This window comes from Pseudomonas putida W15Oct28 (genome assembly GCF_000708715.2).
In the GTDB taxonomy this organism is placed as follows: domain Bacteria; phylum Pseudomonadota; class Gammaproteobacteria; order Pseudomonadales; family Pseudomonadaceae; genus Aquipseudomonas; species Aquipseudomonas putida_R.
Genome location: NZ_JENB01000014.1, coordinates 54,605 through 67,872 on the forward strand (window position 1 = coordinate 54,605; position 13,268 = coordinate 67,872).

Genomic DNA, 13,268 nt, shown 5'->3' on the forward strand with positions numbered 1-13,268 from the left:
CTCTAGAGAACAGCAGGCATGTGGTCGTTCAGCGCCTGGCGGCGCAAGCGCGCGCTGGCGCGCTACCCCATCGAGCCAAAGCAGTGGCAGGCCGTGCGCGAGCGCCTGCCCATGCTGGACGGCATCAGCGACGATGAAGACCACTGGCTGCGCGAAGCCTGCATCCTGTTCCTGCTCGACAAGCACCTCACCTGCCTGCCAGGGGTCGAACCCGACGACGAGCAGCGCCTGTTGCTGGCCGCCCAGGCGCAGTTGCCGCTGCTGCACCTGGGTGAGCTGAACTGGTACCAGGGCTTTCACGAAATCATCCTGTACCCCGACGACTTCAAGAGCCCCCAGCGCCACCGCGATGCCAGTGGCGTGGAGCACGTGTGGGACGGCGAGCACAGCGGCGAGGCCTGGCAACAGGGGCCGATCATCCTGGCCTGGAACGGCGTGCTGGCCGGTGGTGGCTGGGAGGCCTACAACCTGGTCATCCATGAGCTGGCGCACAAGCTCGACATGCTCAATGGCGATGCCAACGGCCTGCCGCCGCTGCACAGCGGCATGCCGGTGGACGAGTGGGCAACGGCCATGCAGCAGGCCTACGACGACCTCAACCGCCAGCTGGACAACAACCCCGACGCCGAAACCGCCATCGACCCGTATGCTGCAGAAAACCCGGCGGAGTTCTTTGCCGTCACCAGCGAATACTTCTTTAGTGCCCCCGACCTGCTGCATCAGGCTTATCCACGGGTCTACCACCAGTTGTCGCAGTTCTACCGGCAAGACCCGCTGGCGCGGCTGCTGCGGCTGCAGGCCGAACACCCCGAGTACCGCGAAAGCCACGCCTGACGGGGCCGCACATCAGGCCAGGCGTGGCATGCACCGGCAGAATGTGCCTATAATCGCCGCCACTTTTTTGGTCAAACACGGGGGCACTGCCCAATGAGCTACAGCAAGATTCCGGCGGGCAAAGACCTGCCGAACGACATCTACGTCGCCATCGAAATCCCGGCCAACCACGCGCCGATCAAATACGAAATCGACAAGGACAGCGACACCCTGTTCGTCGACCGTTTCATGGCCACCCCGATGTTCTACCCAGCCAACTACGGCTTCATCCCGAACACCCTGGCTGACGACGGTGATCCGCTGGACGTGCTGGTGGTTACCCCTTACCCGGTAGCGCCAGGCTCGGTTATCCGCGCCCGTCCGGTCGGCATCCTGAACATGACCGACGACGGCGGCGGCGACGCCAAGGTCATCGCTGTTCCTCACGACAAGCTGTCGCAGCTGTACGTCGACGTGAAGGAATACACCGACCTGCCAGCCCTGCTGATCCAGCAGATCGAGCACTTCTTTGCCAACTACAAAGATCTCGAGAAGGGCAAGTGGGTCAAGATCGAAGGCTGGGATGGCGCTGACGCCGCCCGTGCTGCGATCACCAAATCGGTTGCTGCCTACAAAGGCTGATACCGGTTGTAAAAAAAACCCGCTCCGGCGGGTTTTTTTATGCCCCAAGGGGCGACAGCACCTTCATCGGTAAAAAGTCCTACGCAGTCCTACACCAACGCCCTACAAGCAGGCACTTTTCGTACAAATTCCGTCAACAAACGGTTCATTTCCTTGCGGGTACCCCGTCGCTACACTCGCCACCATGAACACTTCCGGCGACCGCCTTAAAGCCCTTCTCCACGAATGTGGCCTGTCCCCTTCTGATTTCGCCGCTCAGCGCAGCGTCACACCGCAGCACGTCAACAACTGGTTCAACCGCGGCGTGCCGCTGGCCCGCCTGGACGAACTGGCCGACCTGTTCTGTGTGCATCGGCGCTGGCTGCGCACGGGCGAAGGCCCCAAACACCCAAACCCGATCCAGCGCAACCACCCGCCACGCCAGGCACCGGCCAACCCACCCAGCCCACTGTCGGCACACCGTGCCCGGGAGCTGAGGGTGCCTTTTTACGAACTGCGAAACGGCCTGCTCGCGCCGGTGGCCAGCAAACACCTGCGCCTGCCGGCAAAAGCGCTGAAAAGGTTGGGTGTGCACGCCCATCACGCCATTTGCCTGGCCATGCCCGCCAGCAACATGGTTCCGCTTATTCCGCTGGAGGCCACCCTGGCCGTGGACCTGGGCATGACGCGAGTCATAGAGGGCGAAACCTATGCCCTGCTGCACAATGGCGTGCTCAGGGTAAACAACCTCAGCCTCGGCCCGCAGGGCACGCTGTACCTGCACAGCCATGACCGGCGCAATTACGCCGTCGAACGCTACACCTGCGCCCAGCGCCAGGCTCAGGGCCTGGAGATTATCGGTTGGGTATTCCACTGGTCGCATTTCCGCCAGCAGCGGCCCGGCTGAAACAACCTGTGCCATTTTTTGCTGGGCATCCTGCGCGTGCCCTTGTATGCTACGCCGCACATTAAGCCCCGACCGGCGCGAGCCGCGGTCCAGAGGGCTCGGCGATATCCCACACGGGCATCTGCCATCTCTTTCAGGCCCTTGATGGCCACACAGTTAAGGCGATTGCGACTTACCATAAATTAGTCGGAAGCGTCCCCGAGAAGCCGGCCACAAGCCGGCTTTTTAATGCCCGCAGAAATTTCAGGGCGCTGGCGAAACCCTCTGTGCCAACGCCCCCTCCAGCCTTCAGAACCGCGTCACCACCCCCACCCGCAGCGTGCGCCCCGGTGCCGGCATGAAGCTTTGCGCCAGCGGGTCCAGATAGTAGCGATCGGTCAGGTTCTGCAGCGAGGCATTCACCTCGGTGTTCTCGAGCAGCTTGTACTTGAGGAACAGATCGAACAGCGCAACCGAGCGGTATTCGACCTGCGGCGTGGTGGCACCGGACTGCCAGGGCTTGTCGAGGGTATTGGTCGGCCCGGAGGTGTAGGTCACCCGTCCACCCACGGTCAATGCCTCGTCGAAGAAGCGCACGCCGCTGGTCAGGTTGGCTGAAAACCGTGGCGGGTTCTGGGTGTTGGTGTAAGAGCCCATGAAACTGCCCGGCGTACAGTTGGGTGTGTTCCCGGTCTTCTGGTACGGGTTGGCCGTGGCGCGGAGTTTGCCGGCGAAGGCCGCGTCGCAGGTCTCGGTCTTGAGGTAGTAGGTGGCCGAAAGGTCGGCGAACACACGGCCGGCATCGTAGTGCGATTGCAGCTCAAAGCCGCGGGTGCTGAAGCTGTCGGTGTTGCTGAAGGTCATCAGGCCCCAAAGCCCCGGGCTTGGGTCGTAGTAACGGGTGATGTAGTTCTTGATCACGTTGTCGAAGTAGGCAAGCTTGAGCGCGGCCGAATCGTGCTCGGTAAACAGGTTGTCGTGCAGCGCACTGACGCCGATCTCCCAGCTTTGCGAGCGTTCGGGCTTCAGGCTTTTACCGGGGGCGACTTGCTGGGTACCCTGGCTGGTCTCGAACAAAGACGGCAGGCGCAGGCCTTGGGTGTAGGTGACATAGAAGAACGTGTCGGGCATCAGCTCGACGTTGATGCCGAATGCCGGCGAGAAGCCGCCGCCACTGCTGCTGCCCTGCGGGCTATGGTCGTAGCCTGTGACCACGCTGCTGATGCCTTCGGTGCCGACGTCCACGCTGGTCGCGCCAAAGTCGTTGAAACGCACGCCATTGAACGGCTCGTTGCTGTTGCCGAAGACGATGCCGTTGTTCAGCCTGGGGTCGGTGGCATCGGTGTACTGGCCGTTCTGGTCCGGGAACCAGGTCATGCTGCCCCAGCCTTTCGGGCCACTCGCCGAGAGGTATCGTACCTCGCGGTCCTGACGCCGGGCGGTGGCCAGCACGGTGTTGTCCTTGGTGCGGAAGTGACTGTAACGGCCACCGCCCCACAGGGTCAGTTGCTCGATTGGCTGGTACTCGAGCTTGCCGTTGAAGCTGAACTCCTGCCTGGAGGCATCGCGCAGGGTGCGGTTGGCATCGATGTCATGCTGGGTGATAAGCACACTTTTCTGCGGTTGCAGGTCTTCGAGCTGGAAGGCGCCGCCCAGATCGAGCTTGAAGTCGCCATGGGCCGTCTCGAACCGGGAGACGTTGTTCAGGTCGCCACCAATACGGCGGTTGTCCTGGCGGGTCCAGCTGCGGTCAGAACGAAACAACTGCGAAGCAGGCGCTGTCCAGGCCGAACTCAAGGTGCTGGTTTTGGCGTCTGTCATCCACAGGTTGCTGGTCAGGTCGACCCAGGGGTTGCCGGCAGGCAGGTAGTGGTAGCGCGCCGTGTAGGTGTCGATCTTCACTTCGCCCAAAGGGTACTGGTAGATACCCGCGGTGCCGAAACGGTAGATGTCGGAAGGCATGATCTCGGCAGTGCGACCGTCGTAGCGGCGATAGCCCAGGTCCAGCGTATGGTCGTCGGCTATCCGCCAGGTCGCCTTCAGCAGGTACGAGTCGGTTTTCGATGACGAGTTGAGCACTTCTTCGCCGGCGTTGTAGGTCATTGCCACACTCGGCTGCTCGCGGCCGTCTTCGTCATGAATGCGGTAGCGGTCCTGGCCTTTCTTGCCGGAAAAGTAGTTGCCCTGATTGCGGTGTGCATACGCCGCCACCACGTCCAGCCGCTCTGTGGTGAAGGCAAAGGCAGCGCTGCCAGACTCCGCCTCGGAGCCGAACAGGCTGCCCCGGCTGTCGCGTGGCGGCGCCGACAGGCTTTCATCCCTGGAGGTGGCGCTGCGGTGAGCAGGGGCTACGCCGTTGTCCCAGAAATCGCCCTTGAGGCGTACGCCGACCTGGTTGCCGCCCACCAGAATGTCCTGCACACCGATCGTCTGCATCTCCACCGTACCGCCTATCGCCCCGGACTTGGTCGACGGCCCTTTGTTCACGGTCAGGCTGCTGATCAGGTCGGGATCGATATAGCTGCGCTGCTGTGTACCGCCATAACCTCGATAGACATCCAGGGCCTGCTCAGAACCATCCACCTTGACCGCCACCCGGCTCTGGCCCTGGATGCCGCGGATGTTGACGTCCAGGGCGCCGCCATTGCGGGTGTCGCCAACCTGCACGCCAGGGACACCGTTGAGCAGGTCGCCCGCAGACACCCGGCCGAAGCGGTCGATCTGCTCGCTGGTCAGGTGCACTGACGAACGTGGCGCTCTGTAGGTTTCCACCTCTGGGCCCTGTGCGGCGGCCTCGACCATCGTCGGCGACAACTCTGCTGCAGCACGGGCAGCAGTGCCCTGCGCCATCAACACGTAGCTCCCGGTAGCACTTGGCACCAGCTGCAAACCGGTATTGGCGAGCAACCGCTGCATGCCCTCGCTGACCGTAAACCGCCCTTTCAAGGCGGGCGCCGTTCGCCCGCGGATCAGCTCAGGCTCGTACGACAGCAGCAGCCCGGCCTGGCTGCTGAAGCTGCCGAGGGCTGCCCCCAACGGCCCTTTTGCAATGTTGTAGTCACGCAGCGTGGCGTCGTCCAGGCGGGTAGCTGTGAGCGCAGCCTTGTGGGCGTCCTGGGCCAACACCGCGCTGGTGTGCAGCAGGCCCGCAGCGCAGCAACTGGTCATCGCGCAACGCAGGGCAAAGGTGATGGGCGACAGGCAAGGCCGAGGGCGCGGAGCAGGTGAAGGACAACGTACTGGGAGCATGCTTTTCTCGCTCGTGGGGTTCGCGCCCACCAGTGGCAGCGGGCTGTTACCTCCTCTGTCGCACGAGATCGAAAAAAGGATATGAATGAACCGGAAGCGTCCGAATTTACCGAACTGGCCTTGTGACTTGAGCGATTCTAGTGATAATGGTTTGCATTTGCGACAGCCAATGTATCAATTCAATCGACGATGAATGCACCCTTCTCCCCGCCGAACAGTACCGAGCCGTGCAGTATCGAAACGCTGTACATCGAGAATCACGCCTGGCTGCGTAACTGGCTTGCTTACCGGCTGAGGTCCTGGGGGCGCGGGGGGGCCGACGATCTGGCCCAGGATACGTTCCTGCGTGTGCTGGCCAGCCGCGAAGGCGCGCGGGTCGAGCCGATTCGTCAGCCCCGCGCCTACCTGACGCGCATCGCGAACTGCGTGCTGGTGAGCTGGCGGCGCCGGCAGTCACTGGAGCAGGCGTGGCTCGAAGCGCTGCTATTGCTACCAGAGCCCGAGCATCCTTCCCCTGAGCTGCAATGTGCGATCCTCGAGACCCTGCATGAGATCGACGCAGTGCTGGACAAGCTGCGACCGCGTGCGAGGCAGGCATTCCTGATGGCGACACTGGACGGCATTAAGCAGAAGGACATCGCCGTGGCCTTGAACATAGCGCTGCCGACGGTGAAGAAGTACATCCACGAGGCCTACCTGGCCTGCCTGACGCAGATGCCCGATGACTGACGGTACTGCAACGCCCGACGATGCCATCGCGCAGCATGTGCTTGCCCAGGCAGCCTCGTGGCTGATGCTGATGCAGGAAGGGCCTCTGCTGGCTGCCCAGCAGCTCGAACTGGAACGCTGGCGGCTTGCCAGTGATGAGCACGAACGTGCATGGAAAAGGGCGCAGCGCCTGCTTTCACGCCTGGGCAGCCTGCCGCCAACGCTGGCCAGGCAGACCCTGCAACGCCCGCTGGGCAGGCGCGCGGTACTGCGCGGGCTGGTGCTGCTGATGGGTGCCGCACCGCTTGGCTGGTGGGGCTGGCGCTCGCAGGCCGGGCGTTTTGCCAGTGATTACCAGACGGCGGTGGGCGAGCGCACACACGCGCGGCTGGCCGACGGCACGCAGATCATCCTCAATACCGACAGTGCCCTGCAGCTGCTTTTCGATAGCGCGCAACGGCTGCTGCATCTGCGCCGTGGCGAGGTGTACATCGTGACCGCTGCCGACCCACGGCCGCTGAGGGTGCAGACCGTGCAGGGGCAGTTGCTTGCGCTGGGCACGCGCTTCAGCGTGCGCCAGCTGGCCGATGACACCTTGCTCGAGGTGTACGAAGGCGCCGTGCAGGTACGCCCCGAAAGCGCCAGCGTGGCGGCAGGCGAGAACATCATCCGCGCCGGGCAGCAGGTGCGATTCAGCCGGGAGCGTCTGGGCCTTGTCGGGGAGGTGCGTGAAACCAGCCTGGCTTGGCAACGCGGCTTGCTGGTGGCCGATGACATGCCATTGCAACAGTGGGCGCAGGCCTTGATGCGCTACACCGACCGCCCCCTGGAGTGCGACCCCGCGTTGAGCGAACTGCGGGTGTCTGGCACCTTCCCGGTCGATGATCTCCCGCTGGCGTTGGCCATGCTGGCCCAGACCTATGGGCTGCAGATTCGCCAAGGTGGTGGGCGCCTGGTTATCAGCCGGTAATCGGGTAGCCCGTCGTCAGTCCTTTCGGGCGCGCAGGTTGGCAGAGGGCGTCAAACTGCTCTTCAGGAATTGCTCGCGCACCTGATGCATCTGCAAGTGTGTTTTCCCCGTCGCATAATCCAACCCCGCCAGCCCCATTTCCAGCGCCAGCGCGGGATGCCGGGCGGCATGCCGAATGCGGTCTGCCAGGCTGGACGGGTTCCCGGTTTCAAACGTGAGCGCGGTGTGCTTGCTGGTAATGTCCAGCACCCCGGATGTGTCAGAACCGATGACGGGAACGCCCTGGCTGAATGCGTCAAAAATGATTCGGGGTTGTTCCTGCTTCAGTGTCGGCACCAACAGCCAGTCATGCTGGGCAATGATCCTGAAAAAATCTTTGCCGTAATCAACTGCGTTCTGGAACCTCACCTCGACGCCGCCACGCTTTTCAGCAGCAAAGCGTCGGCAGTGCTCTTTCAAATCACCTTCACCCATGAGGGTGACGGTGATATCAACGTCGTCGGTTTTCAGCTGCTCAATGGCTTCAAGGACTACCAGCACACCTTTGTCCAGAACAAGGCGGGAGGGGTAAAGCACGTTGAGGGTACGGCTGTGCCTGCCTTCGAATCTTTTTCTGACTGCCTCAGGGGACGCCATGAATTTCTTGTCGAGCCAGCTGGCAGGGTTGATCAACGTGCGACTGTTATCGCCCCCAAGAAAATATTCCTTGTAGAAGGACTGGGTAAATATCCTGGCATTCGCCCACTTCAGGCACCACCTCAATAAAAGGGTGTGCACGTGGTGTTCGATGATTGCTCTGAGGGTTCGCGCCTGTCCCTGAGCCAACATCCAGAATGAAGACTCTATGACAATCACCCATTGAAAGCGGAAGAATGGCTTTAGCGGCAGCAGATAGAAGGACAAAGGGAATGCCCAACCGGCCCCGTCAGAATGAACGATCCTGGCATGCTTGCAGGCGTTGATGACGGTTATGAAATTCGGAAAGAAGTTTTTTAGTACTGACGTAAGCCCATGGTCTTTGCGCAACCCATAAAGCCATTTTACATCCAGATGACTGATGCTTTGCAGCCCGTCGATATTACCGCCTCTCTCAACCGGGCAGCATATCCCGAAGTTTTCTATGTAGCCCAAATGAAGCTCTATATCTTTGACCCATAAGGGGTCTGTAAACAAACTACCTTGCTCGTCTACGACAACAGGAATTCGGGTGAAGAGTATGTATGGGTCTTCAATCATATTCCCCTCACAGGGATGCCAGGACACTAACGATTGAATTGTCTACATGGGGCCTACTCCTCAATACCAGCCGTCCATCTCAACAACGTTGTAGCGTCCTTGCAGACCTCCTGCGTACGCAGCAAGCGCTCCGTTCGGGGTTCACTCTAGTGCGCCTTCACAGATTGCACACGCGGGGTTGCAACAATTTCTCATGATTCAGCACCGGTGCCGGCCCCCTTGTAGGAGCGGCCTTGTGTCGCGATGGGGCGCGAAGCGGCCCCGGCACTATCTGCGGTGAAGCTGAAATTGCCGGGGCCGCTTCGCGGCCCATCGCGACGCAAGGCCGCTCCTACAGGGAACGCGTAGGGCCGAAGGACAACAATCCGCCTGATTAGAAGTCGTACCGCGCCCCGACCATCATGCTGCGCGACGGCCCGTAGAAGTTGAACGTAGACGTCGATCCCACCCGCGACAGGTAGTCCCGGTCAAACAGGTTGTTGACGTTGAGGGTGGCCGTCAGCTTCGAGGTAACCGGGTACGACAGCATGGCATCGACCGTGGCATAGCCCGGTGCATCGATACGCACGCCACCGTTCTCGGAATAGAAGTTGCTCATCGCCGATACACCGCCGCCAATGGCCAGGCCGGTCAGCGGGCCTTGGCTGATGGTGTACTTGCTCCACAGCGAAGCCTGGTTGCGCGGCATGATGAAGAAGGTGGTTTCGGCGTCACCCTTGAGGGTTTCAGTTTCCATCCAGGTGTAGCCGGCCAGCAGTTCCCAGTTTGGCGTCAGCTTGCCGCTCACTTCCACTTCGGCGCCTTTGACGCGGGTCTTGCCGGAGGCAACCGAGAAGTTGGTGTCTACACCATCCTCGTCGTACTCGGTGGTGGCGCGGTTCTTGTCGGTCAGGCGGAATACCGAGAAGCGGGTATTCAGGTCGCCGCCAAAGTAGCTGCTCTTGAGACCGAACTCGTACTGCTCGCCTTCACGCGGCTTCAACACCCGGCCGTTGCTGTCGGTGTCGGACTGCGGCTTGAACACCTGCGAGTAGCTGGCGTACAGCGCATGGTTCTCGGTCAGGTCGTAGACCAGGCCGCCATACGGCGTGAAGTGGCCGTCCACGCGCTTGCTGTCGTTGGTGCTGGCACCGCTGCTCAGGGTGGTGGTGTAGAAATCACCGCGGTACCAGCTGAAGCGGCCACCGGCGATCAGCGCCAGGCGCTCGATCGGGCGGAAGGTGACCTTGGAATACAGGCCGTATTCCTCTTCCTGCATGCCGGTCTCGGTGCTGTAGTTGGGCGACGGTTTGGCAAACTGCTTGGGCGAGTAGGTGTTGACGTTGATGGCACCCAGGTTGGTGGTGCCGTTGAGGTACTCGGTGTCGTAGTTCTTGTAGTCGGTGCCGACCACAAATTCGCTGACCTGGCCGAGGGTTTCGAACGGCTGGCTGTAGCTGGCGTCCAGCGAGTAGGTGTCCTGGGTGAAGTCACGGGCGCTGGCGCGCTCGGAGTTGGCACCAGTGGTGGCATTGGTTGCGGTGAAGGCGTACAGGTAGTTGGTGTCGCGGTGCGAGCCGCGCGCCGCGATACGGCCATAGCCGCCGTTGTCGAAGCGGTGGGTCAGCTCGGCGACCAGGTCGGTGGTCTTGCCATCGAAGTAGTTCCAGTCAGCCCCCAGGAAACGGGAGTGGCTGAAATCGGGCACGTCGCCAGACAGGGTTGCCGGGTAGCCATTGTGCGGCGTGATGTTCTTCACTTCGTGCATCAGGCCGAACGACAGCGTGGTGGCGTCGTCCAGGTCGACATCAAGCGCACCGTAGTAGCTGTTGCTGGTGTTGGCGTTGTAATCCACTTCGCCATTGGTGTCGTCACGCGACGCGACGAAACGCCCGCGCACGCGGCCGGCGTCATCCAGCGGCCCGCTCAGGTCGATTTCTTCGTGGTTGGTGTCCCAGGTGCCATAGCTGCCTTCGACGTGGCCCTGAAACTCCGCGGTCGGGCGCTTGCGCACCATGTTGACGATGCCACCCAGTTCACTGGTGCTGCTGAACAGCCCGGCCGGGCCGCGCATGATTTCGACACGGTCGAACGCCGCCAGCGACGGTACGGTGCCGAAGATGCTGGCCATCGGCGCCGGCAGGCCGTCAATGTTGAACTCGCTGTACTCGTAGCCCCGGGCGTAGATAGACGACCGGCCGCTGTCGTTGGTCAAGGTGCGCAGGCCGGCGGTGTACTTGGCCAGGTCATCCAGGTGTACAAACTGGCGGTCTTTGACGTAGTCCTGGGTGTACACGGTGATCGACTGGGGGATGTCCTTCAGCGCTGCTGGGGTCTTGGTGCCCACGGTCGCGGCATCGACGCTGTAACCACCGGTGGCTTCCGAGGGCAGCATGTCGTACAGGCGGTTGCCTTCGATGGTCAGTGCCGGCAAGTCGAGCGAGCTACCCTCGGCTGCCGCCTGGGTGGCCACCGTTTCAGCCAGTGCCGACAACGAAAACGGCGCCAGCAACCCCAGCACCAGCCAGCCCCTAGCCCGTCGCGAGCTCCCCACACGTTTGAAACCGTTCATGACACACCCTTCGCCCAAATGATAGTAATTCGCAAACGAAACAAGTTGCTTTTTGCGAACGATACCGGAGGGAAAACAGGGGCGCAGCAGGATTAACCTTCTTAACACACCCAGGCGTTGCCCTCCCTTGCTGGCAATGGGATGATCCGCAACTGATACAGGTTCTCATTCAAGGCTCGCCGTGCCCACCTCACTTCTCCTCGCCGAAGACGACGCAAGCCTGCGTCAGGACCTGGAACGCCATTTCCTCAAACGCGGTTTCCGGGTAAACGCCTGCGCCACTGGCACCCAGGCCCTGGACGCCATTGGGCAAACACCGTTCGAACTGGTGTTGCTGGACATCATGCTGCCGGGTATCGATGGCCTCAGCCTGCTCGACGAGCTGCGCCGGCAGCAGGCGGTGCCGGTCATGCTGATGTCGGCGCTGGGCGCCGAGCAGGACCGCATCAGTGGCTTTACCCGTGGTGCGGATGACTACCTGCCCAAGCCCTTCAGCCTGGCGGAGCTGGACGCACGGGTCGATGCCTTGCTGCGGCGCGTGGCATTTGATCGTGGCACGGCGCTGCGTGTCGACGTTGGCGAGGTGATGCTGGACCACGACCGCCAGGACGTTATCCACAACGGCAACGCCGCCGGCCTCACCGCTTCCGAATTCCGCTTGCTGGTAACGCTGCGGACGCACCCCGGCGAAGCCTTGAGCAAACCCTTCCTGTACCAGACCGTGCTGCACCGGGCCTATACCCGCCTGGACCGGGGCCTGGACGTGCATGTGTGCAACCTGCGCCGCAAACTGGCCGATATCAGTGCCCAGCACCTGCAGATCCAGGCCGTGCGCGGGCAGGGTTACATCCTGGTCGACACGGAACAGCCCTGATGCGTCGCCACCCGTTGCTGTGGAAACTGGCCGTACTGCAGGTCAGCTTCTGCCTGCTGCTGATCTGGCTGATCTGGACCTGGGGCCTGTCGGTGGAACGCAGCACCTATTTTCTGTCCCCGGCCGACCAGGACTACCTGGCGCGCTATGCGCAACAAGCTGAAGACGCCTGGACCCAGGGCGGCGCGATCGGCGCCGAGGCCTGGCGCCGGCAACTGGAACAGGCCGAGGACATCTGGGTGGCGGTGATCGGCCCGCACCTGCAAAGCCTCGGCACCACGCCGCTGAGCGCCGAGGAGGCCAGCCACCTGACCTTCATGCGCAAACTGGACTGGCCGATGAGCCGGCGCCTGCAGGATGAGCTGCCCTACGTCAGCATCGAATTCCCGCAACACCCCGAGCACGGCCGCCTGGTGCTGCAACTGCCCGAACGCCTGCTGCCCACCGGCCTGACGCCGTGGACCCATGTGATCACCCACGGCGTTGCCCCCGCACTGCTCGCCCTGCTGCTGGGCCTGGCGTTGTACCGGCACTTGGTAGTGCCGCTGAACCGCCTGCGCGACCGCGCCGACGCCCTGCGTGCCGATGACCTGGACAGCCCCGCCCTGCCCCTGCTGGCACGCCGTGACGAGCTGGGTGAACTGGCACAGGCCTTCGAGCACATGGCCGGGCGCCTGCGCCAGAGCCTGGAGCAGCAGCGCCTGCTGTTGCGCACGCTGTCCCACGAGTTGCGCACGCCCTTGGCGCGGCTGCGCATCGCCCATGACAGCGACTTGCCGCCGCCGCAGCTGCGCGAGCGCCTGGACCGCGAAGTCGCCGACATGCAGAAGCTGCTGGAAGACACGCTGGACCTGGCCTGGATGGACACCGAACAGCCCAGCTTGCCGACCGAGCCGGTATTGATGATTTCCGTGTGGGAAGCGTTGTGCCAGGACGTTTGCTTCGAAAGCGGATGGGACCGGGCACGCCTGCCGTGTTCGCTCGGCACCGATTGCCTGGTGCAGGCCCATCTGGACAGTCTGGCCCAGGCCCTGGAAAACCTCATACGCAATGCCATTCGCCACTCGCCGGCCGAGGGCCGGGTCAGCCTGGATGGCTGGCGTGAAGGCGGCTGCTGGCACCTGCGCCTCAGTGACCAAGGCCCCGGCGTACCTGACGCCGACCTTGAACGCATCTTCAAGCCTTACCAGCGCCTGGCCGACAGCGGCGCCGGCTTTGGCCTGGGCCTGGCCATCGCCCGCCGCGCCATCGAGCTGCAAGGCGGCCGCTTATGGGCCAGCAATGGCCACCCTGGCCTGTGCCTTCACATGACCTTGCCGATTGCCAGGGACTGTTTAGAAAGTTAATGCGCTTTACGCTC

At 62.5% G+C, this 13,268-nt stretch carries 10 protein-coding genes; 7 read left to right on the top strand and 3 right to left on the bottom strand.

Annotation, left to right across the window (positions count from 1 at the left end):
- Nucleotides 1-18 precede the first annotated feature (18 nt).
- From AK81_RS11980 to AK81_RS11990, 3 genes are all read left to right on the top strand, one after another.
- Entirely contained in the window at nt 19-834 is an 816-nt protein-coding gene (locus AK81_RS11980) for a zinc-dependent peptidase (RefSeq protein ID WP_043199329.1), read from the top strand.
- A 93-nt stretch (nt 835-927) separates the two neighbouring features.
- Nucleotides 928-1,455, top strand: coding sequence for an inorganic diphosphatase (gene ppa, locus AK81_RS11985; protein ID WP_016497835.1), 528 nt, complete (start codon nt 928-930; stop codon nt 1,453-1,455).
- Between the two features lie 184 nt (nt 1,456-1,639).
- Nucleotides 1,640-2,341: a LexA family transcriptional regulator gene (locus tag AK81_RS11990; RefSeq protein ID WP_043199330.1), complete on the top strand. Its 702-nt coding sequence runs from the start codon at nt 1,640-1,642 to the stop codon at nt 2,339-2,341.
- 288 nt (nt 2,342-2,629) lie between these two features.
- On the opposite strand, the gene AK81_RS11995 is transcribed toward AK81_RS11990, so the two are convergent.
- A complete protein-coding gene (locus tag AK81_RS11995; RefSeq protein WP_343226794.1) occupies nt 2,630-5,569 on the bottom strand; it encodes a TonB-dependent receptor in 2,940 nt (979 codons plus the stop codon).
- A gap of 189 nt (nt 5,570-5,758) precedes the next feature.
- Here AK81_RS11995 and AK81_RS12000 point away from each other — a divergent pair, with 189 nt between their 5' ends.
- On the top strand, nt 5,759-6,298 hold the full coding sequence (locus AK81_RS12000; RefSeq protein ID WP_043199334.1) for a sigma-70 family RNA polymerase sigma factor: 540 nt from the start codon (nt 5,759-5,761) through the stop codon (nt 6,296-6,298).
- Entirely contained in the window at nt 6,291-7,247 is a 957-nt protein-coding gene (locus AK81_RS12005) for a FecR domain-containing protein (RefSeq protein WP_043199336.1), read from the top strand. Before AK81_RS12000 ends, AK81_RS12005 begins: the two co-directional genes overlap by 8 nt.
- A 15-nt stretch (nt 7,248-7,262) precedes the next feature.
- Here AK81_RS12005 and AK81_RS12010 read toward each other — a convergent pair whose 3' ends face one another.
- Nucleotides 7,263-8,483 (bottom strand): glycosyltransferase family 4 protein, encoded by a 1,221-nt coding sequence (locus tag AK81_RS12010; RefSeq protein WP_043199343.1) that lies wholly within the window; start codon nt 8,481-8,483, stop codon nt 7,263-7,265.
- A 373-nt stretch (nt 8,484-8,856) separates the two neighbouring features.
- A complete protein-coding gene (locus AK81_RS12015; protein ID WP_043199345.1) occupies nt 8,857-11,034 on the bottom strand; it encodes a TonB-dependent siderophore receptor in 2,178 nt (725 codons plus the stop codon).
- A gap of 181 nt (nt 11,035-11,215) precedes the next feature.
- On the opposite strand from AK81_RS12015, the gene AK81_RS12020 reads away from it, so the two are divergent.
- Together AK81_RS12020 and AK81_RS12025 are read left to right on the top strand one after the other, a co-directional pair.
- Entirely contained in the window at nt 11,216-11,908 is a 693-nt protein-coding gene (locus tag AK81_RS12020; protein ID WP_043199347.1) for a response regulator transcription factor, read from the top strand.
- Complete coding sequence (locus AK81_RS12025) at nt 11,908-13,254, top strand: HAMP domain-containing sensor histidine kinase (RefSeq protein WP_043199348.1); 1,347 nt, start codon at nt 11,908-11,910, stop codon at nt 13,252-13,254. The genes AK81_RS12020 and AK81_RS12025 overlap by 1 nt, the downstream gene beginning before the upstream one ends.
- Nucleotides 13,255-13,268: the final 14 nt, after the last annotated feature.

What these genes read in the sequence shown, in the direction of transcription:
- AK81_RS11980 (WP_043199329.1), top strand. Translation starts at nt 19, where the DNA reads ATGTGGTCGTTCAGCGCCTGGCGGCGCAAGCGCGCGCTGGCGCGCTAC.
- ppa (WP_016497835.1), top strand. Translation starts at nt 928, where the DNA reads ATGAGCTACAGCAAGATTCCGGCGGGCAAAGACCTGCCGAACGACATC.
- AK81_RS11990 (WP_043199330.1), top strand. Translation starts at nt 1,640, where the DNA reads ATGAACACTTCCGGCGACCGCCTTAAAGCCCTTCTCCACGAATGTGGC.
- AK81_RS11995 (WP_343226794.1), bottom strand. Translation starts at nt 5,569, where the DNA reads ATGCTCCCAGTACGTTGTCCTTCACCTGCTCCGCGCCCTCGGCCTTGC.
- AK81_RS12000 (WP_043199334.1), top strand. Translation starts at nt 5,759, where the DNA reads ATGAATGCACCCTTCTCCCCGCCGAACAGTACCGAGCCGTGCAGTATC.
- AK81_RS12005 (WP_043199336.1), top strand. Translation starts at nt 6,291, where the DNA reads ATGACTGACGGTACTGCAACGCCCGACGATGCCATCGCGCAGCATGTG.
- AK81_RS12010 (WP_043199343.1), bottom strand. Translation starts at nt 8,483, where the DNA reads ATGATTGAAGACCCATACATACTCTTCACCCGAATTCCTGTTGTCGTA.
- AK81_RS12015 (WP_043199345.1), bottom strand. Translation starts at nt 11,034, where the DNA reads ATGAACGGTTTCAAACGTGTGGGGAGCTCGCGACGGGCTAGGGGCTGG.
- AK81_RS12025 (WP_043199348.1), top strand. Translation starts at nt 11,908, where the DNA reads ATGCGTCGCCACCCGTTGCTGTGGAAACTGGCCGTACTGCAGGTCAGC.